At 38.8% G+C, this 22,021-nt stretch carries 20 protein-coding genes; all 20 read left to right on the forward strand.

Features of this window, described 5'->3' with window-relative positions:
- The first annotated feature begins 329 nt into the window (after positions 1-329).
- The 20 genes from D5281_RS15775 (at position 330) to D5281_RS15870 (ending at position 21,793) form a co-directional block, all read left to right on the forward strand.
- A complete protein-coding gene (locus D5281_RS15775) occupies positions 330-1,067 on the forward strand; it encodes a CpsB/CapC family capsule biosynthesis tyrosine phosphatase (RefSeq protein ID WP_160561068.1) in 738 nt (245 codons plus the stop codon).
- Between the two features lie 88 nt (positions 1,068-1,155).
- Positions 1,156-1,932, forward strand: a complete 777-nt coding sequence (locus tag D5281_RS15780; protein WP_277935400.1) for a YveK family protein — start codon at positions 1,156-1,158, stop codon at positions 1,930-1,932.
- Positions 1,933-2,035: 103 nt separating this feature from the next.
- Entirely contained in the window at positions 2,036-2,503 is a 468-nt protein-coding gene (locus D5281_RS15785; RefSeq protein ID WP_160561069.1) for a helix-turn-helix domain-containing protein, read from the forward strand.
- Between the two features lie 93 nt (positions 2,504-2,596).
- On the forward strand, positions 2,597-3,478 hold the full coding sequence (locus tag D5281_RS15790) for a polysaccharide biosynthesis tyrosine autokinase (protein ID WP_160561070.1): 882 nt from the start codon (positions 2,597-2,599) through the stop codon (positions 3,476-3,478).
- A 30-nt stretch (positions 3,479-3,508) separates the two neighbouring features.
- On the forward strand, positions 3,509-3,886 hold the full coding sequence (locus D5281_RS15795) for a DUF5011 domain-containing protein (protein ID WP_160561071.1): 378 nt from the start codon (positions 3,509-3,511) through the stop codon (positions 3,884-3,886).
- Positions 3,887-3,906: 20 nt separating this feature from the next.
- Entirely contained in the window at positions 3,907-5,046 is a 1,140-nt protein-coding gene (locus D5281_RS15800; protein ID WP_330585071.1) for an LCP family protein, read from the forward strand.
- A gap of 56 nt (positions 5,047-5,102) precedes the next feature.
- Positions 5,103-5,966, forward strand: a complete 864-nt coding sequence (locus D5281_RS15805; RefSeq protein WP_160561072.1) for a class B sortase — start codon at positions 5,103-5,105, stop codon at positions 5,964-5,966.
- Positions 5,967-6,087: 121 nt separating this feature from the next.
- Complete coding sequence (locus D5281_RS15810) at positions 6,088-6,708, forward strand: hypothetical protein (protein WP_160561073.1); 621 nt, start codon at positions 6,088-6,090, stop codon at positions 6,706-6,708.
- Positions 6,709-7,202: 494 nt separating this feature from the next.
- Positions 7,203-7,910, forward strand: coding sequence for a sugar transferase (locus D5281_RS15815; RefSeq protein WP_277935401.1), 708 nt, complete (start codon positions 7,203-7,205; stop codon positions 7,908-7,910).
- A gap of 54 nt (positions 7,911-7,964) precedes the next feature.
- Positions 7,965-8,939, forward strand: coding sequence for a UDP-glucose 4-epimerase GalE (gene galE / locus D5281_RS15820; protein ID WP_160561074.1), 975 nt, complete (start codon positions 7,965-7,967; stop codon positions 8,937-8,939).
- A gap of 151 nt (positions 8,940-9,090) precedes the next feature.
- A complete protein-coding gene (locus D5281_RS15825; protein ID WP_160561075.1) occupies positions 9,091-10,194 on the forward strand; it encodes a glycosyltransferase in 1,104 nt (367 codons plus the stop codon).
- A gap of 82 nt (positions 10,195-10,276) precedes the next feature.
- Complete coding sequence (locus tag D5281_RS15830; protein WP_277935402.1) at positions 10,277-11,740, forward strand: B12-binding domain-containing radical SAM protein; 1,464 nt, start codon at positions 10,277-10,279, stop codon at positions 11,738-11,740.
- A 95-nt stretch (positions 11,741-11,835) separates the two neighbouring features.
- Positions 11,836-12,978, forward strand: a complete 1,143-nt coding sequence (locus tag D5281_RS15835; RefSeq protein WP_160561076.1) for a glycosyltransferase — start codon at positions 11,836-11,838, stop codon at positions 12,976-12,978.
- A 44-nt stretch (positions 12,979-13,022) separates the two neighbouring features.
- Positions 13,023-14,159, forward strand: coding sequence for an EpsG family protein (locus D5281_RS15840; RefSeq protein WP_160561077.1), 1,137 nt, complete (start codon positions 13,023-13,025; stop codon positions 14,157-14,159).
- A gap of 79 nt (positions 14,160-14,238) precedes the next feature.
- Entirely contained in the window at positions 14,239-15,231 is a 993-nt protein-coding gene (locus D5281_RS15845) for a glycosyltransferase (protein WP_160561078.1), read from the forward strand.
- Positions 15,232-15,243: 12 nt separating this feature from the next.
- Positions 15,244-16,404, forward strand: a complete 1,161-nt coding sequence (locus D5281_RS15850) for a prenyltransferase/squalene oxidase repeat-containing protein (protein ID WP_160561079.1) — start codon at positions 15,244-15,246, stop codon at positions 16,402-16,404.
- A 5-nt stretch (positions 16,405-16,409) separates the two neighbouring features.
- Positions 16,410-17,801 carry a lipopolysaccharide biosynthesis protein gene (locus D5281_RS15855; RefSeq protein WP_160561080.1) on the forward strand — a complete coding sequence of 464 codons (1,392 nt, stop codon included), beginning with the start codon at positions 16,410-16,412 and terminating at the stop codon, positions 17,799-17,801.
- Between the two features lie 501 nt (positions 17,802-18,302).
- The gene (locus D5281_RS15860; RefSeq protein ID WP_160561081.1) at positions 18,303-19,313 is read left to right on the forward strand and encodes a hypothetical protein; all 1,011 of its coding nucleotides are present in this window, start codon (positions 18,303-18,305) and stop codon (positions 19,311-19,313) included.
- 261 nt (positions 19,314-19,574) lie between these two features.
- Entirely contained in the window at positions 19,575-20,543 is a 969-nt protein-coding gene (locus tag D5281_RS15865; RefSeq protein ID WP_160561082.1) for a UDP-glucuronic acid decarboxylase family protein, read from the forward strand.
- A gap of 35 nt (positions 20,544-20,578) precedes the next feature.
- Positions 20,579-21,793 carry a nucleotide sugar dehydrogenase gene (locus D5281_RS15870; protein ID WP_160561083.1) on the forward strand — a complete coding sequence of 405 codons (1,215 nt, stop codon included), beginning with the start codon at positions 20,579-20,581 and terminating at the stop codon, positions 21,791-21,793.
- Positions 21,794-22,021: the final 228 nt, after the last annotated feature.

Here is a 22,021-nt window from a genome sequence, read left to right on the forward strand (position 1 = left end):
TAAAAAAAGAAATACTGTGAAATTTGATAAAACGATATGTAATGTGCTTAATAATATACAATTTGTTTGTCTTTTCAAAATTATAAAATTTTTTTAGACCGTCAAAAATCTGGTCAGGAAGCAGGGCATATGTCCTGCTTCCCTTCATTTAAAGGTTTTTAGGAGCCATCTTGCTTATTTCGTAAAATATATAAATTTACGAAATAAGAAAATGCAAATTCAGGTAAAATCCGGCGCTTTCATAGTGGACTGGACGGACGCAATGGACGGCAGATTTGGATGTTCAGGCCATTGTCTGGTGCCATAGCAGAAAGCGAATAGGGAGGAAGGTGAAAAAAAGCTTGGATTCCTACATAGATATTCATTCCCATATTCTGCCTCAAATAGACGATGGGGCGGAAAGTTTTGACACAAGTATGGAAATGCTGCGCACAGCATGGGGCGATGGAATACGGGAAATTATCTTAACGCCTCACAACAAGCCCGCACACCATAATGCAGGACCTGAAAAAATAGAATTGCTCATAAAAGATTTGCAAAAAAGAACCAAAGAGGAAGGAATAAACATGGCCTTTCATATGGGAAATGAAATGTATTATGGCAGTGACATGACGGAAAAGTTAGACCAGGGAAAAGCCTGCACCATGGCGGGATCTGCTTATGTTCTGATTGAGTTTGGAGTGGGGGACGATTTTGATCACATCAGGTATGGACTGTATGAGGCGCTTGCCCATGGTTGGCGGCCCATCCTTGCCCATGTAGAAAGATATAGCCGGATGCTTATGAAGACAGAGCGGGTAGAAGACTTAGTCAGGATGGGATGCTATATACAGGTGAACGCTGGCAGCATCATGGGAGATTTTGGATTTGGGGCAAGGCAGTTAACCAAAAAGCTTTTGGCACAGGGGCTGGTACATTTTGTGGCAACGGATGCCCACGACATGGGAAAAAGGCGGCCCATGCTTTCGGAATGCGCAAGATATGTGGGTAAAAAATATGGGGAGGAGTATGGGGAGAGACTCTTTTACGGGAACCCCATGCGCGTTATAAGGGATGTATATATCTAAAGTTGTGCCTGCGTTTGTAATGGAAAGCTTTTTTGGATGAATAAACTTTTACAAAGTAGAAGTTCCATGTTGGGAGCTTTGAGCAAAAATGGGAAAGGAAAATGGAAATCAGATGGGTAATGATGAAATTGAAATAGACCTTCTTGAAATCTTTCATATCTTGGTCGGAAGACTATGGCTGATTTTGAGCGCCGGACTGCTGGCAGCGCTGGTCTGCCTGTTGCTTAGCAGCTTTGTGCTGACACCTTATTATGAATCAACCACAAGGATTTATATCCTGAATAAAACAGAAAATGCTGCAGTCAGCTACAGTGATGTGCAGATTGGCACCCAGCTTACAAAGGATTACGCGGAGCTGATTAACAGCCGTTACGTGTTGGAAGAGGTTATTCAGAAGCTTTCTTTAGATGTGGAATATAAAGAACTGTTAAAAAAGGTCAGCGTGGAAACGCCTACGGATACCCGTATTGTGGCAATTACGGTGGAGGATGCGGATCCGATACAGGCGATGGAGACGGCTAACTGCATTAGGGAAGTGGCTGGCAGCCACATACAGAATGTGATGGACATAGAAGCAGTGAACGTGGTGGAACAGGCAAACATGCCCACAGAAAAAGCGGGCCCCAGTGTGTTGAAGTGGACGGCAATTGGAGGCGCTATAGGCGTTCTGATTGTATGCGCTATTATCATAGTGCGGTACCTGATGGATGATACGATCAAATCATCAGAGGATGTGGAGAAATACCTGGGCTTAAGCACCTTGGCGCTGATACCGGCGGCAGCGGATGAAGCGGGCAGTAAAAAGAAGAAAAGCAGCAGCCAGGTCAGGAGCGGAATTTTGTCTCGCAGAATAGGCAGAGCATAAAACAAAGATATGGAAGCTATACGTAAGAGGGGAAATTATATTTCAATTCCGGAAGTTGTTTTCAATTCCAGGTGCGAATTGTAAAAAGAAAAGGAGGCAGGAAATGGCTGTCAGATATTTACCAAGAAAAGCAGCAGGGTTTAAGAGGCCGGTGAAAGAAGGAAGCGAGACTCTGCCGGAATATTTAAGGCAGCTAAGAGTCTCCAGCCACTACAGGCAGAACTTTGTGGCCTCTAAGCTTAATATCTCAAGACAGACCTATTCCCACTATGAGACAGGGAGAATCAGACCGCCGGCCGGGGCCTTGTACGGCCTGGCGAGACTGTATGAAGTGCCTGTGGAAAGTCTGCTTTCCCGCATGGCGTTCAGTCAGTATGGAATAGAAAGCAATCAGGACCAAGACGAGGATTCTAATTACATAAATATGGGAGATAAGAAGCCAAAGGTCCATGTCCCGGCATATGAGGATATGAATCAGATGGAAAAACACCTTATCGCCTGTTTCCGGGATCTGGGTGAAAAAGACAGGGAAGATATTCTTTCTATTATGGAATTAAGAAGAAAGAAATAGCATGAAGTGTGAAGAAAAGCTCTAAGGCATTAAAAAACGCTGCCTAAGAACAAAGAAAACTGTTAAAAAAGGATAAGGGGAAAGAAAACCAAAATGCAGAGCGTAAAGCTACAGTTTAATCAACAAGTAGAAGATTACCGTATGAAGGAGGCCTTCAAAACACTTAGAACGAACATAGAGTTCTGTGGAAGGGATGTGAAGGTGGTGGCGATTACCAGCTGTACGCCTAATGAGGGAAAATCCAGTGTGGCTATGGAGATGGCAAAAGCCTTTGCAGAGGCAGGCAACAAAACCATCCTGCTTGACGCGGACATGAGAAAGTCGGTGCTGGTAGGAAGATACAGGACAGGAGCCGTAAGACAGGGAATGACCCACTGCTTGTCGGGCAGGGCGGAATACAAGGATGTGATGTGCGAGACGAACATCCATAATCTGTATGTGATTTTTTCAGGCCCGGTACCCCCTAATCCCAGCGAGCTTCTTGGAGGTGAGAAGTTTGGCTCTCTGATTCAGGGACTTAGATATTCTTTTGACTATGTCATCATTGATACGCCGCCTTTAGGGAGCGTGATTGACGCGGCTGTTGCGGCAAAATACTGTGACGGAACCGTGCTGGTGGTGGAGAATAATGCGGTGAGCTATAAATTTGTACAGAGAGTAAAAGAGCAGCTGGATAAATCAGGAAGCCGGATTTTAGGCGTGGTGCTTAATAAAGTGGATATGAGCAGCAAAGGCTACTACGGCCACTATGGCAGGTATTATGGAAAGTATTACGGTAAGTATTATGGAAAATATGGGGAGGACAATCATGTGGAGCGGACAGCCCAGGATAGGGAACATTCCTCAAAAGAGGACAAATCCTCTTTTGAGGATTGGCATGAATCGGCAGGCGGGGCTGGAGAGGAAGGCAGAGACGAATTCGCCTATGAGGTTATGAAGGAAGATGATGACTTTGCAGATTCGGAAAACGTATAGTCTGGTCAAAAACGAAATGAGGAAAAGCGGATGAAGCAGGGCAGGATAATAGGGATAGCGCTTGCTGTGGCCAATGGAATCTTAATTTTGCTGTGTGCCATTTTATATCTTGGGAAGGACAGACAGGAGCCGGAGTTTACTTTTCAGTCAGTAGATACAGTATATAGAGAAGAAAACGGGACAAAGGAGCTGCTTACAGGTGCAACTGCCTGGGATAAAGAAGATGGAGATTTAAGCAGTCGGATTGTAATAGAAAAGATTAGTGAAAACAGAGAAGATGGTACGGTAGTGGTATTTTATGCAGTCAGCGACAGGGCAGGGAATGTGGCAAGAGCTTCCAGGGTATTTGCAGCAATTTTTACAGGCCAGGATGAGGAAAGTTTGGCAAGTCAATATAAAAATAGATAGGTAACGGAGGATTCCCTTAAGTGAAAAGTAAGAAAAAAAGGGATGCATTGGCGGATCAGGAGAAGGAGCGGCTCTTAAATCCTGAAAAGCTGAAAGAAAAGAAAAAGAAAAAAATAAGAAAGATAGCGCTTATGGTTCTGGTGGAAGTGGCGGTGGTCACAGTGATGGTCTGCATGCTTTTTCAGATTGTCCGGGCGGTGGGTAGAAATAACCTGCTCAGCAAGGCGCAGCCAGCGCCGGAGCTTACCCCTGTCATAGCTTCCGAACCTTTATCAAAGGAAGAAGAAGAAAAATGGCAGCAGGGATGGGTGAAATATAAAGAAAAGGTCTATGCCTACAATGAAGATATCATGACCTTTTTGGTTATGGGGATTGACAAAAACAGTGATGTGAAGGAAATGAAAGAGGGAACCGATGGGGGACAGGCGGATGCTTTATTTTTAGCAGTAATGAATCCCCATGACAAATCCATAAAGGTAATTGGAATTAACCGCAACACCATGACAGATATAGATGTTTACAACGAAGAAGGAGCTTACGTAAATACCATTACAGCTCAAATTGCTGTGCAGCACGGTTTTGGCAACGGAGTGGAGGAGAGCTGTGAGTATCAAAAGAAAGCGGTTCAGAAACTGTTCTATAACCTGCCCATCCATGGTTATGCGGCGGTGAATATGAGCGCAATTCCTGCCGTCAATGACGCAGTGGGAGGGGTGGATGTAACCGTACTGGAAGATTTAACCTCAAAAGACAAAAGTTTAAAAGAAGGAGAAAGGGTCCATTTGGAAGGGGAAAGTGCTTACTGGTATGTGAAATACCGGGATACCAGTATATTTGCCTCGGCGGATCTGCGGCTTGCCAGACAGAAACAGTATCTGACAGCTTTTATTGACGAGGCGAAACATGCAGTGAAAAATAATCTTTCCGTAGCATTGGAATTATATCAGAATATATCGCCACAGATGGTAACGGACGTTTCCCTGGATGAGGTATCCTACCTGGCGCCCATCATAGTAGATTACAGCTTCGGAAGCGATAGTTTCCGGATGCTGGAGGGCGAGACCATTATGGGAGAGGAGTTTGAGGAATTTTGGGCAGATGAGGAAGCCCTTTATGAACTGATTATAGATGTGTTTTATGAGGAAGTTTCAGCGGATTAGACAAGGATAGAGAGCAGGATTACAAGCACAGCTTACATATGCAGGGGGATATAAATGTGAAAAAGAATGACAGACGAACTTGGCTTCAAAAAACGATATGGATTTATATACTGGCGGCTATTATGCTGGCTGGCTGCGGAGCAGAAAAAGCAGCAGATGAAAATTTGGGATTGGATGCTGAGGTGGAGGAGCGCAATGGAGATAGCATACAAGAAGAAGAAAAGACAGGCGATGCAGGCGCTGACAACACAGAACATGCATCTGTCGGGGAAAAAACAGCCATTGCCGGTGAGACAGCAGAAGATACCGTGGTAGACATTAAACCATTACAGGAAGAAAACCCTGATATTTTCGCATGGCTTTACATACCGGGGACAGATATTGACTGCCCGGTACTTCAAAGTATGCAGGCGGACGACTATTACGAAAGCCACAATGCTTATGGTGAAACTGATGGGGAAGGAGCTGTTTACACAGAGCTTGCCAACCTGACAAATATGTGTGATTTTAATACGGTTATCCACGGGAAGACCAGTTTTGATGGGGAGAGCGGGCTGTTTGCAGACCTTTACCAGTTCGCAGACCCAAATTTTTTTGATGAACATAAGACAGCATACCTGTACTTAGACGGGAACCTGCTTACCTATGAGATTTTTGCTGCATATGAAAGAGAAAATACCAGCCTGATCCGTACCTATGATTTCACCTATATTGCAGGCTGCCAGAAGTTTCTTGATGATTTATATCATACAAGAGTTATGGGAATGAATTTCCGGGAAGGATGGGAGGATTTAACCCCATATCACTTCCTGGTGACTTTGACGACTAAGAAAGGGGAGGACGCCCAAAAGCAGTTCGTGGTTTTGGGAGGACTGGTAAATGATGCAGCCGGAACCATAGACAGGGTTATGTATGAATAAGAGAGGAAGATTTTCTGTCAGGAAAGAAGCGGTATTTCCGCTGAGGGCACATGCCTGAGGCGTAAATATAAACCACACTCAAAACACCCGGCATAACCGGGAGAAAAGGAGGAGATTCCAGATGAAGAGATTAATTGCATTAGCATTAGCGGGGGCAATGGTATTTTCCCTGCCTGTCATGGCAGCAACCAGCCCCTCCGCATCAGCAGTGGTTGCGTCATCATCATCAAAAGCAAAAGCAGCTGCGGCTGATACATCAGACACAGTGGAGGGCGTGCCCTCATCCGTAGTGTCTGCAGCAGCGTCTGTGGGAATGTCAGTTGGGGAATACATGAACAACGCAGTTGTATCCGTACCCGGACTTGACAGCGTAACCCCTATTGGACAGGGAGGACACATTCTCATTAACGGCGCGCCCAGCAACGTTACCTTTAACCTTAGCAAGCCTGTATTGGCGGCTGTGAATTCAGCAAAGGCACAGGCGGCAGCTCTTGGCGGAAAGGTTCTGAATGTAGTGAAAGTTTCATCCCATATCGGCGGCTTTAATACCGCACAGGTGAACTACTATATGAAGGGCGTTAAGACCGGACAGTTGGTTAAGGTATACCAGCTGGTAAACGGCCAGTGGGTAGAACTTACGGTAGCTGAGATAAGAGACGACCATGTGGTTGTTGATATGACATCCTTTGGAACTTTGGCGTTTATCGAAGTTCCGGGAGCGGTGGCGCCTGCAGCTGAATAAGCGAGAGAAAGAAATAATTGGTTATGCATGATTAATTATACATATGGAGCTTCCTGGAAAGAAGCATATATGTAAAGGATATTTCAATAAACAGGAAACCACTCCATAAAGGACTTGCTTTATAGAATTGGTGGAATGTCAAGAAAATTACAAATCCTGCAGGAAACTGCAGAAAGGTTGACTGTAGGGCGCAAAGCGGCATACAGTCTTCAGAGTGTGGGGATTGGCGTGCTGCTACGGAAAGGGAAACACTTTAGCAGAAAGCCAAACGGTTACCGAAAGTGACAGTACGCCGTAAATAAAAGTTGAAAATAACATACCTTAGAGTTGGCAGCGATTCGTAACAGTTCAGCCCAAGGCTTTGCAATAACTTACTTTTGCAACCTTGGCTATTGCAATGGATATTTTAGAACTATGCGTTATCGCAGGCATGGCTTTGTGATATGCAGGGGGAGTACCGCAAGCAAAGTTTGCTGTATACAGGGGGTATCAAAATGGACGGAATAAAGATTTTGACGAAGGATATAAGCACTGTCCAGGAAAAGCAAGGATTGTATGAGAATCATTTATTATATACGCAGAAGCCGATAATGTACCGCTTCTCTAAAAGGGCAGTTGATATAATAGCAGCGATTCTGGGAATTATATTGCTGTCTCCCATCTTCTTATTAACGGTTGCAGCGATTTTGATGGAAGATGGACCCGGAGTTATTTATACACAGGAGCGGATTGGAAAAAACAGGAAGGTTTTTAAAATATACAAATTCCGCAGTATGTGGAAAGATGCAGACAAACTTCACGAAAAATTAAGAAAAAAATATAATAATACAGAAGTTTCCTTTAAACTCACGGAAGATCCAAGAGTTACAAAAACAGGAAAAATCATCAGAAAATTTAACATTGATGAATTACCACAATTACTCAACATATTAGCCGGTGATATGAGTTTTGTTGGCCCAAGACCATTGCCGGTATATGAATACGAGGAAGAACAAAAAAGATATGGAGAAAAATACATACAAAGATACTCTGTGCCACAGGGACTTACCTGCTATTGGCAGATTTCGGACAGAGCAAAACAGTCCTTTGAAACAAGGATGCAGCAAGATGTGGACTATGCAGCAAACTGCTGCATAAGTGAGGATATCAAGCTTATGATAAAAACCCTTTTCTTTACAATTTGCGGCAAAGCAAAATATTAATTTTAGAGTGCAAAAGACAGAACGGATAAAATTGAAAAATAAGGAACCGGATAAATGGCAGTTTTGGTTTGTGGCGGGGCAGGATATATCGGCTCCCATGTAAATAAGCAGTTATATAAAGAAGGCTACGAGACGGTGGTATTTGATAATTTAATTTATGGACACTGGGAAGCAGTGAAATGGGGACATTTCATACAGGGAGATTTAAAAAACCTTGATGAGATAGAGGCAGTATTCAAAGAGTATAACATAGAAGCGGTTTTTCATTTCGCAGCTTTTGCTTATGTGGGAGAAAGCGTTGTAAAACCGGAGAAATATTATTACAACAATGTGACTAACACTTTAAATCTGCTGCATGTTATGAAAAAATACGGCTGCAATAAACTCATATTTTCCTCTACCTGCGCTACCTATGGGGAACCGGAAAGGGTTCCGATTACTGAGGAGATGAAGCAGAATCCAATCAATCCTTATGGAGCGTCCAAGCTGATGGTGGAAAGAATCTTCCAAGACTATAACAAAGCATATGGGCTTAAGTTTGTGGTGTTTCGGTATTTTAATGCGGCAGGCGCTGATCCGGAAGGCGAAATAGGAGAAAGCCATACGCCGGAAACACATCTAATCCCTCTGGTTTTAGATGCGGCCAGTGGTAAAAGGCGGGATATCAAGGTATTCGGAACCGATTACGCCACACCAGATGGGAGTTGTATCAGGGATTATATCCATGTGTATGATTTAGCGACTGCACATTTACTTGCATTGCATTATTTAGAAGAAGGAAAAGAAAGTAATTTCTTTAATTTGGGAAATGCCCTTGGAACATCGGTGCTTGAAGTAGTGAAAACAGTAAAGAAAGTAACCGGCAGGGATTTTACAGTCACTTTGGCAGAAAGGCGGGCAGGAGATCCTGCAAGGCTTGTAGGAAGCAGTGAAAAGGCGCAAAAGATGCTTGGCTGGAAGCCCATTTATGGAGACATAGACATTATTGTGGAACATGCATGGAAGTGGCATGAGAAGGCAGAATATTGATGACAATAAAGCACTAAAGAAGGTTTTATCAGATGCGTGAAAGAAATAAATTGGAAATTCCCAAGTGGTAAAGGGAATTAGCAATATACAGGAACAGATGAATTACATTTTTATATGATAAATTACTAAAAATGTACAAGAAGGGGTATGGATGGCAAGGCGAAAAAGTTCCCGGGAGAAAGAATGTATGCATGATGAAAAGGTCATTTTATCAATCATTGTGCCTGTATTTAATGGTGCGGAATATTTGCGTGGATGTGCAGAGCACTTGACCAGACAGACATTTACAAAGTATGAAGTGATTTTTGTAAATGATGGTTCAACGGATAACTCTGGTGATTTGCTAGAAAAAATTGTAGAGCAGAATAGTAAATTCAAAGTAATCCATAAACCAAATGGAGGAACTGCCAGTACAAGAAATGCAGGGCTTGATGCAGCTGTTGGAAAATATGTTACGTTTTTGGACTGTGATGATGAACTGGATTCTACTATTTATGAAAAAATGATTAATATGATAGAACGACACAATGCAGATATGGTCACTTGCGGGTTTTATTTTAAGGTAGAGGCACAAGCCGGAAATATATATTTGGAAAAAAATACTTATCCTACTGCTTTTTATAAGACAAGAGATGCAATAAAAGAACACCTGGTAGAGATGTGGGATTCTGATATTATGTCAAATGTCTGGAATAAAGTATACCGGATGAGTCTCATTAAGAATAAAAAGCTTCGGTATAGAGATGGACACGTCTATACGGAGGATAGGGTTTTTAACAGGCAGTTTTTAGAAAACTGTGAGAGCATTGCCTTTGCGGATGAATGCTTGTATTACTATGTGAGAGAAAGAGTTGGGTCTACCACAGAAAAGTACAGAGATGATTATTTTTCGATTCGTTTAAAAGAATTCAAGGAGTTTCAAACTCATTTTAAGAATATGGGTGTCTGGAATGATAAAGCGAAAGAATATGTTTGCCGTGAATTTACGGAAAGAATTGCAGGATGTATTGAGAATATTTTTCATTCGGAAAAGATGTCAAATTGCGAGAAGTATCAGCAGATTGCATCTGTGATTCATCATAAAGACGTGCGGTTGGCCGTAAGATATGCAAGATGCCGTTCCTTAAAAATGCGTATCTTTATATTGCCTATAAAATGTAACTGGACATTTGGGGCCTATGCAATGGGAAAGATTATTTATACAATCCGAAAGCATAATCCTGTATTGTTTCATAAATTGAAAAATAATAGATAAGAAAAAGTATTTTTAGGAAGTGCTGCAAATATAGCTTGCGATACATGACAATAGGTTTCGCCTGTTGTATGCAGGAGGTGTAATGATGAAAATAGTATTTATTAATCCGCCATTTAAGGAAGAATATGGGAAATTTTCCAGGGAACAGAGAAGTCCTGCAATTACCAAAAGTGGATGCTTTTACTATCCGCTATGGCTTATATATGCTGCAGCAAGGGTGGAGCGGGATGGATTCGAAGTTGTGTTTATGGATGCACCGGCTAAATTGTTGGGGAGAGATGCCTGCTTGGATAGGATAAATAGAACATCACAGGATGCCAGTATGTTTGTCGTAGATACAACAACGCCGTCAATTTATAGTGATGTTGAATTTGCCGCCGGCTTAAAAGAGCAGTTTCCCAATGCAATAGTAGTTCTGGTAGGAACCCATGTTTCAACGAAACCAGAAGAAACATTAGGACTGAATAGACAAATTGATGCGGTAACGCGTAAAGAATATGACTTAACAGTCCATGAAATTGCATGTGCTCTGCGCGATGGGAAAGACTGGAGAAGTGTAAAAGGAATAACTTATAGAGATACAGATGAAACGATCAAATCAAATGAGGATATGCCGTACATAGAATATATGGATGATGTACCCTTTGCATCTGAATTTATCAGAAAACATTTAGATGTGGAAGACTATTTTATATCAATAGCAACATTTCCGGAAATTCAGATTTTTACTGGGAGGGGCTGTCCTTTTTTTTGCAATTTCTGCTTGTATCCACAAACAATGCATGGACATAAGTACCGGTTCAGAAGTCCTCAAAATGTAGTGGAAGAATTTCAGTATATTGTTGATCATTTCCCGAATGTAAAAGAGGTCGTCATAGAGGATGATACATTTACAGCAGATAAAAGCAGAGTGCAGGCTATATGCCAGTTATTAATTAATAAGGGAATTAATAAAAAATTACGTTGGATGTGTAATGCAAGGGTTACGTTAGACTTTGAAACAATGGTAATCATGAAAAAGGCTGGGTGTAGATTATTGTTACCGGGATTTGAAAGCGGAAGTCAGGAAATCCTGAACAATATCCGCAAAGGCACTAAGGTGGAGCAGTATAAACCCTTTGTGGATCATGCGCGGAAAGCAGGAATGCAGGTACACGGCTGCTTCATTGTCGGAAACAAAGGGGAAACGCGGGAAACTATGCAGGAAACGCTGCGGGTAGCCCTTACGCTTAAATTGGATACGGTGCAGTTTTATCCATTGATGCCATATCCGGGAACAGAGGCGTATGACTGGGCTGTAGCGCAGGGGTATTTAAGTGGAAAATATACGGATTATTTGCAGGAAGATGGGAACCACAATACCAGTATGCATATTGGGGATATTTCAGCACAGGAATTAGTGGAGTTCTGTAATATGGCGCGTAGAAAATTTTATTTAAGGCCGTGGTACATAGGACATCGGATTTGGATGGGGATACATAGTTTTGATGATTTAAAGCGTGCGCTTAAGTCATTCATTAGATTTAAAGATTATCTAAAAAAATAAATTAGATATTGACTATTAGGGAAAATATGGAAAATTCTATAAATGAATTAAAGGTAAGGATGCTATAGATATTATTATCAGAGGTACAAATTACTATGTATAGAATACAAGTTGTTGAATACGCGGAACGGTGGACAGAAGGTGGAACGGAATCTTATATATTAAATATTATTAGGAAAATAAATCATGAAAAATTTGATGTACAGATTGTAGTAGCACAAAAAGAAACAGAGCTTTATGATTCTGAATTAGCAGAGTATGGATGTGAAGTAAAAAGTTTATTAAATAAAATATATGAGAATCCTATAGAACGAGTAATGGCTACACAACATATATTTAGAAATTATTTTGACAGAAATAGGTGTGATATTTTGCACTTACATATAATTCAAGGGGTGGCACTGAAATATGCAAAATATGCTAAATCGTGCGGAATAAGAAAAGTAGTGGCCCATTGTCATAATACAGAAATTGGAACAGGTCATAAAATACTTAAATTGTTAGGGCATTATTTGGGAAAGCATTATTATAGACAATATGTAGATGAAAAAATAGCTTGTTCGGATCTTGCGGCAAAATGGTTATACACTAAAAGGGATATAAATCAGGGTAAGGTTAAAATATATAAATATATTGTTGAGATGGATATATTTCAATTTAATATAGGCATTAGAAATGAAATGCGCCGGAAATATGGTGTTGGTAAAGAAAAAGTATATTTAAGCATAGGAAGAATGGAGTATCAGAAAAATCAGTTGTTTTTACTGGACGTTTTTAAGGAAATATCAAAAGCAGAGCCATTGAGCAAATTTATTTTAATTGGAACCGGATCGTTAAAAGAAAGTACGCTTGAGCATGCGCATAACATTGGGATATATGAAAAAGTAATTTTTATTGAAAAAACCAGAGAAATTCCTTCGTATATGTGGATGGCTGATGTTTTTATACTTCCATCACTCTTTGAGGGAAATCCCATTGTGGGCATAGAGGCCCAGGGTGCAGGATTATCCTGCATATTTGCAGATACTATTACGAAAGAAGCTAAAGTATTAAATACAGTAATATATATAAGTCTAAAAAGGGATGCTAAGTATTGGGCAGATAAAATTATTACAATTAGTCTAATGTCTTATGATTCACGGATAGTAGCTGCAGAGATTATGAGGAATTCAGGTTATGAAATAAAGCAACAGACACATGAATTAGAAAAAATGTATATGAAAAATAATATATATTAGTACAAATTACAATTTAGAAAGATATATGGGAAGTCTATATAAAAATGATGATATATTTGATAGTATTTTTTATTTCAGCATTAATTCTATATATTGGAACACGGCAGAAAAATAAAATATTGACTTGGCTGTCAATATTTGCAGCATTGTTTTTAGTATGTTTTTTAGCGGCATTAAGAGATGAAGAAGTTGGAACAGATGTGTTGACTTATGTAAAGATGCTTTTTTATAGAGCAAGGGCATCACGTTCATGGGCAGGATATTACGTAAGAAATAAGCATTTCGAAATTGGGTATTTAGCATTAAACTACATAATTAGCAGAATAACAGACAAGTTGTATATTTTACATTATTTAATTGAGTTTATCATTTGTATTAATATTGTTATTTCTTTTTTGGAGTTGGGAAAAAAGGATTATCTTTGGTTTGGAATGACAGTATATTATTTACTGTATTATAACCAATCTTATAATTTAGTCAGACAAACTATTTCTTGTTCGTTTGTATTTTTAGCTTTTTCATTACTCCGAAATCAAAAATATGGAAGAACAATATTTTTTTTAGCAATTGCAATTAGCTTCCATATATCGTCAATTATAGCTGTTTTGGGTATTGTATTATATATTGCTTCAAAGAAGTTTGCACTAAAAGTTACACATGCAATATGTCTAATATCCATAGTATATTATTTGATTGGTGAAAGGCTAATTTATATTATCATTAATTGGATTAGTATTTTTCAAAAATATAGTTCTTATTTTTTAAGAGAATATACATATGATATTCCAATTACTCTTTTGTTATATTTGGTTTTTGCACTTATAGAATCTATTCTTATTTACAAAACTTCCATGAGGGGACAAGCGGATAGTAGTGCAGACAATGATAAAGAGACAAACCATTGGAATTTATTTCTTATGAATATAAATTTAATTTCTGTTATTATGATTCCATTTTTGTCTGGAGTGGTTTTCTTTTGGAGATTAAGTCTGTCACTCAATTTTTTGTCAATGTATACATTGATAGATGTTCCAAAGAGAGTTTTGAATATTAATGTGAGAGGGAAATATCAAAAAAATATTTCACAAGGAATTGTTATTTCATTTTTAGTAATATATTGGATCGTATATTATGTAATCTTTAATAACAATGAAACAATTCCATATGTTTTTGCAGTTTGAGACTGTATGTTAAATATAGAGCTACTATGGTTGGTTTATTCCATCTGCAATACTTGAGCGAAAGTTGGTAATAGATAAAATGAATAAAATTTCAGTTCTAATGTGTGTGTATGATACACCGGTAAACTATTTGCAGGAAGCAATAGACAGTATTTTGAATCAGAATTTCTCCGAATGGGAAATGATTATCGTTGATGATGGATCAAACCAGCAGACAGTCGAAGTATTAAAAAAATATGCAAAAAAAAATAATCAGATAAAAATTATAAGAAATAAACAAAATTTAGGATTGACGAAATCTTTGAACATTGGATTGAAAAAATGTTCTGGAAGATATATTGCCAGGATGGATAGCGATGATATTTCTTTAGTTGATAGGTTAAACAGGCAGTATAAGTATATGGAGGAGCATCAGGAAGTAGATGTTTTAGGGGTAAATGTTGAGAATTTTGGAGATAAGAGTATATACCAGCCTAAATTTAGAAATTATATGAATGATACTAATGTTTTCCGTGTAAAGATGCTATTTAATAATGTTGGACCAAGGCATCCTTCAGTAATGATTCGTAAATCTTTTTTAGACGAAAATAATATATTGTATCAAGAAAAAATGGTAAAGGCACAAGATTATGCTTTATGGGTTGATTGTATAGAAGCTGGGGCCATATTTGCATGTTTAAATGAAAAGCTGTTACTTTATCGAATACATAAGGAACAGATTACAACATCTGCGCATGGTGAACAGTCTCAGTATTTGAAAAAAATCATCCAAGGAAATTTAATGAAAATATTTGGAATTGAACAAGAAGGTGCGGAAGTACTATCGACCTTATATTCAGATAAATTTGAATTTACTGTAGAAAAATATATTTTTTGGATAGATTATTTAAGTAAAACGAATAGAATATATTCTCCAACAATATTTGATAATGAATTAAAGGAGAGATGGATACATAAAGTAATTAAATGTGCTAAATATTCTAAGGACTATAGAGGATTGAAATATATTTTTACATTGCGATGTGTATTTTCTAAAAGCTTATTTAGTTGGATAAGATATAGTTTCTTATAAGGAGAGCAAGAAATGGATTTTTTACAGATGCTAAAGGCCAATATTAAAGAGATATTGCAAATACATGATATAAAAATTAAGTTTCCGGAGAATTTAACAGATATTGAGATAACAGATATTTATCAAAAGTATGTGGATAATGTTAAGAAATACTTATTAAATATTGTTCATAAAGAGAGAATTGGCTATTTTTCCGATAATTCTCAAAAGAAATCAATTTACGCATATGCTTATTGGATAATGACAGCAAAACTTATAGGTATGGAATTAGATGAAAAAGTTTTTAGAATTCTGAAAGAAAATATTTGTGGATGTCAGATGGAAGATGGGTTGTGCTGGGATGAATCTATTGTTAACTTGCAATATTTGAATGGAGATGGGTGGGGAGCTAGACATTTTATGCCACATTATTTTATTGCAATTGAAAGGCTGGGAATTAAGGCAAGGTATTCATTAAAATATGTAACTCCATTTTATAAGAATGATATATTAAAAAAGCTTTTAGATGAACTTGATTGGACACATCCGTGGCAATCATCAAACGTTGTTATGAATATTGGAGTTTCACTGTTTTATGAAAGAGAACGGTTCCAAAATAAGGAAGCTGGTAAGGCTGTTAAAGTGTTACAAAAATGGCTAATGAGTCACATACGTGCTGACTGTGGAATGTGGGGAGAGGGAAATTTAAAATCTAAGTCCTTTAAATATGCGCTTGTACGTGGCGCTTATCATATGTATTCTTTTTTAATATATGACAATATTGATATTCCATTTAAGGAAAAAGCAATAGATTTGATTTTGGGGTGCCAGAATAAATATGGAGGATATGATTTTCAGGCCAATTCTTCTGCATGTGAAGATATAGATGCAATTGAATCATTGATTAGGCTATCATTGCTTACGCCCAAGTACCGACATGTTGAAATTAGGAATAGCATTTCTAATTCTCTGCAATGGGTAATCCAAAATCAACTGGATGATGGTGGATGTGTTTTTAGGCTGGGTCAATTTTTTGATTATGGAAGTATAAATATGACATCTAATAAAAATGAGAGTAATTTATTTGCAACATGGTTTAGGACATTGAGCGTTTGTTATATGTATGATTTTTTATCGAATAATATAAGGGAATACATTGACCTCCCAGGCTATAAATATCCACTGTTTAGGTGATGGAGATGAAACAAGAAAACTCTTTTCTAAAAAATACGATTTGGTTGACAATAGGAACGATTTTAAATAAAGGGCTTCAATTTTTAGCAGTGCTTTTCTTTAGTAGATGGCTTTCAACAGAAGAGTACGGAAGATTTGATTTGTTATATACATATATTTCTTTACTTATTCCACTAATAACATTATCAACACAAGAGGCCGTATTTAGATTTTCCGTTAACGAAGGAAATGAAGATATTAAATGTAAAAATGTATCGAGTGCATTTCTATTTGATATGGTTAATTACTTTGTATATTTATGTATTGCATTTTTTATAGTTGGGCGTATTAATGTAATACTATATTTGGCATTTTCTTTTTATCTTATAGCGGAATTATGGTCTGTCTATTTGAGAGGGTTTTTGAGGGCCATAAAGAGGTTGGACATATATGCATTTGCTTTAGTCTTACAGACGATGTTTATGCTTTGCAGTGTTACAGCTTTTGTATATAAGTTACATATGGGCCTAATCGGAATATTATTGGGATATGCAGTTGGAACATTTATAGGCGATTTTATTTTGGTAATATGGGGAAAGTGGATTAAATATTTTGATGTTAGAGAAATAAGCAAAAAACAAATAGAGAAACTTATATCTTATTCAGCACCACTTGTACCTAATGAGGTGTCTTGGTGGGTTATGACCGCATCTGACCGACAAATTATAAATATTTTTTGTGGAGATGCCGCAAATGGAATATTTGCAATCACACATAAAATACCAGCACTGTGTTCAGTGATATTTAATATGTTTGCAATTTCGTGGCAGCAGGAAATAGTGACTAAAGTTGAGAATAATGAGGATGCAGATGTGGTAGGTATATTTAATAAAATGTTAATTACACTTTTATCAATATGTTGGTGTCTGCTAGCAGGAAGCTTTGTGTTTTATTTTTATTTTTTTGATATAAAATATTTTGAAGCTATTTTATATTCACCCATACTTATAGCAAGTGCTGCAGCAATGGCTATTTCTCAATTCTATGGTGGAATACAGGCTGCATATAAAAGAACCAAAAGCACAGGAGTTACGACCATTGTAGGAGCAGTATTGAATATAGTAGTCCATTTGGCACTGATTGATGAAATTGGACTTTATGCAGCAGCGGTTTCAACTTTGGTTGCCAATATCGTAATAATCATATTACGAATGATTAGTATAAGAGATGTATTTAAAATAAAGATGAAAAAAGAAGCAAGTTTTAATTTACTTATTTTTCTTTATTTCTTTATTACTGCATACTTTAACAGGAATATGTATTTTAATTGGATCAATTTTTTTGTAGCTATTTTGATAGCTGTTTTTATAAATTATAGCCTAATTAAAACAATGCTATTTACTTTATTGCAGAAGTGACAAGGCAAGTGTGTTAAGAAATAAACAGGTATAGCACAAAGAAGTGTGCTTAGGGAGAAAGGTATGATGGGTTTCTTTGCTGTCCGATTAATCAACTTGCCAACATTAGAGATGTAGTTACTATTCATGCTCTGGGAAGTTCATAGTAACATTTAAGGTGATATTTTGAATTTTGCCACTAAAGATTACCCCTCACACCTGAATTATATTTTCATTTAATATGTATTTCATGAAAAGTAAGAGCTGTACCTTGACAACTACATACCTTATATAAAAAGCTTGCCAAGGGGCTTTTACTCTGCTATAGTTGATTTATCAATTCATAGTGAATCTCTTATTTCTTCCTGGTAATATCTGCAGTGACTTGTCTGAGAGGAAGAAATCTATATCGGCAGCTCGCCGGAAATTCACGGAAGAAAATCTAAATAAGAAGGCAGAGCTGCGGCCGGTGTATGGCAATATTTTACGGCAAATATTTGTATGCTCTGCCGGGGAGGGTATATGGGATATCCCAAAAAGACATTGCAGGAACTTAACCTGATTGACAATTTTCTGTCTAATGCAATTGCTTCTAACAAGGAGTTTAACGAACCGTTTTACAAGCTGCTATTGTCTGTGCTGCTGGGAAAAGAGTTAAAAGCGGTCCAGGTGCTGGCACAACAGATCATTCCCGCAGCGACACCGGAATTAAGGGGGATTCGGATGGATGTGGAGGTTACGGAGTACGATGAGGGAACTGTCACAAACGTATACGACATAGAGCCGCATCTTAAGGATGGGATTCACCTGCCAAGGCATAACAGATACTATCAGGCAAAGATAGATGGCAGATATGTAAAAAGAGGATTGAAAGATTTCTCTGAAATTCCCAACCTTTATGTTATTACCATTACAAATTATGATTTGTTCGGTAAAGATTACATGATGTATACCATCCACAATCAGTGCGAAGAAATACCGGATATGGAATATGACGATGGCTTACAATTTCTTTATTTTTACACAAAAGGAAAAAAAGGCGGTAGTCAGGCAATAAAAAATATGCTAACATATATCCAAAATAGTGACAGCAAAAATGCGGTGGATGACGCAACCAGAATGATTGATTTTTATGTGAGCAGGGTGAAGAGTCTGCCGGAAGTGGAGGCGGGATATATGACTCTTGGAGACTGGATTGACAGCATTAAGGAAGATATGGCAGAAGAAATCAAGGAAGAAATAACAGAAAGCGTGACAAGAGAAGTGACAGAAAGTGTGACAAGAGAAGTGACAGAAAGCGTGACAAGAGAAGTGACAGAGAAAGTGACAAAAGAAGTAAAAGAAAAAGTAGCAAAAGAAATAAAAGAAAAAGTAGCAAAAGAAGTAAAAGAGCAGGACATAAAGATTATGGTTGAAATGTTTCAAGAATACCATGATACAAAAGAGAATGCAGTGATGAAACTTTGCAGTAAATTTCCGGAATATGCCCAGCAGGCAAAAGAACTGGTAGAAAAGTACTGGGAAGAATGTTAGGAAATGCGTTAGAACAGTTTGGGAGAAGACGAAACTGCTGCAAGGCTTTGCCGTGAAAGGAAAGCGCCGCCTTGAATGGGGATGAAACTTTGATGGGGAGCAGGTAGAATTTATCAAGTGTCATGAAAGAGGTTTTTGATATAAGGTATGTAGATATCTTATGTCGGAAACCTTTTTTCATGCAGTTAAGGAAGGAAATGTAGTTCAATATTCAACAGCAAGCATTTTAAAATAAAAAGTATACTTGGAGGGAAACGAAAAATGAAACGCAAAAGAGTATTGGTAACAGGCGGCGCCGGCTTTATCGGCTCCCATTTATGTGAGAAACTGTTAGAGCAGGGAAATGACGTGGTTTGTATGGACAACCTTTTTACGGGGCAGAAGGATAATATCCGTCACTTGATGGATAATCCATATTTTGAGTTTATCCGTCAGGATATTCTGGAGGACATTTATGTAGAGTGCGACCAAATTTACAATCTTGCCTGCCCTGCCAGCCCGATCCATTACCAATACGATCCCATCAAGACAGGGAAGACCAGCGTGGTGGGAGCTTTACATACCTTAGGGCTTGCGAAACGTTGTCATGCCCGCATTTTACAGGCAAGCACCAGCGAGGTATATGGCGACCCGGAAGTACACCCACAGCCGGAGAGCTACCGGGGCAGCGTTAATCCAAATGGGATCCGTTCCTGCTATGATGAAGGGAAACGAATGGCGGAAACTTTATTTTTTGACTACCACAGGCAGCATGGCGTAGATATCAAAGTAATCCGCATTTTTAATACCTATGGTCCGCGGATGCGTTCTGATGATGGGCGGGTGGTGTCTAATTTTATCGTCCAGGCATTGAGGGGGCAGGATATCACGATTTATGGGGATGGAAAGCAGACGCGCAGTTTTTGTTATGTGGATGATTTGGTGGATGGCATGATACGGATGATGAACAGCCGTGATGATTTTACCGGCCCTGTCAATTTGGGGAATCCGGGAGAGTTTACCATGCTGCAGTTAGCAGAAATGATCATCTATATGACGAATTCCAAATCAAAAATTGTGTACCTGCCGCTTCCGCAAGACGACCCAACGCAGAGGAAGCCGATTATAGACCTGGCGAAGAAGGAACTAAGCTGGGAACCATCCATACCGCTGGAAGAAGGACTTGTGAAGACTATTTTATATTTCAGGGAGACGATGGAGAAAGACAATGCTATAAATTTTTATCAGTAAAAATGTTAATAGAAAATGACACGAGGGATAAGAAAATGAAAATTGCAATAGCGGGAACAGGATATGTAGGCCTGTCAAATGCCGTACTTTTGGCACAGCACAACGAGGTTTGGGCGGTGGATATCATACCGGAGAAGGTGGAGATGTTAAGCCGGCGCAAATCTCCTGTTCAGGATAAAGAATTAGAAGAGTATCTGACACAGAAGAACTTAAATTTAAGAGCGGTCACAGACGGAGCTTTGGCATATAAAAATGCTGATTTTATCATTGTATCAACGCCTACCAACTATGATCCGGAGAAGAATTACTTTGATACATCATCGGTAGAGTCTGTCATTGAGCAGGCATTGGGTATCAATAGGTCTGCCTACATTGTGATTAAGTCTACAGTGCCTGTGGGATTTACGGAGCGGATGCAGAAAAAATATGCCAGTAGTCATATCTTGTTTTCCCCGGAATTTTTAAGGGAAGGGCGGGCGCTATATGACAACCTTTACCCGTCAAGGATCATTGCAGGTGTATACAAAGACGATGAGGAAGCGCTGCATAAGGCGAAGCAGTTTATTGGTTTGCTGGTACAGGGGGCACGGAAGAAGGAAATAGATACTTTGATTATGGAACCGACAGAAGCCGAGGCGGTAAAACTCTTTGCCAATACTTACCTGGCGCTGCGGGTTGCTTATTTTAATGAGATGGACACATATGCAGAGGTACGGGGATTGAACACAGAGCAGATTATCAAAGGAGTCTGCCTGGATCCGCGCATTGGATCTCATTATAACAACCCATCGTTTGGATACGGGGGCTATTGTCTGCCCAAGGATACCAAGCAGCTTCTTGCAAACTACGACCATGTGCCCAATAATATTATCGGAGCGATTGTGGAGGCTAACCGGACGAGAAAAGATTTTATAGCAGACCAGATATTAAGGAAACTGCGGTTTAAAGAAAAGAGCAGGGCCGGACAGAAGTGTACGGTGGGGGTTTACAGGCTGACAATGAAAGCGCATTCTGATAATTTCCGGCAGTCCTCTATCCAAGGAATCATGAAGCGTCTGAAGGCAAAAGGGGTGGAGATTATTGTTTATGAACCGTCCTTAAAGGAGGAGACATTTTTTGGGAGCTGTGTGGAAAAAGATTTGCAAAAATTCAAGGATAAGTGTGAATTGATTATATCCAACAGAAAGGAAAAGGAACTGGAAGACGTGATGGACAAGGTGTATACGCGAGATTTATTTATGACGGATTAATAAAGAAGGTTGCCAAATGGCTTTTGCTCTGGTAGTGTAAAATAGTTTGTGTCTTTGGAAAAAATTGGCTCCTTTTTGGTAAGAATATAGATAGTAAGCGCCAAATATTAATGCGGTCAGATACAAAATTACCCCAGCCCTTTGTGAGTTGGAGTAGTTCACTATAATTCACATGCGATTTTTGATAGATTGAAGTTTTTCACTCCACGGCGCCAGTTCCGCCAGCTG

Origin of the sequence: Parablautia muri (assembly GCF_009917485.1) — a bacterium.
GTDB classification, from domain to species: domain Bacteria; phylum Bacillota; class Clostridia; order Lachnospirales; family Lachnospiraceae; genus Suilimivivens; species Suilimivivens muri.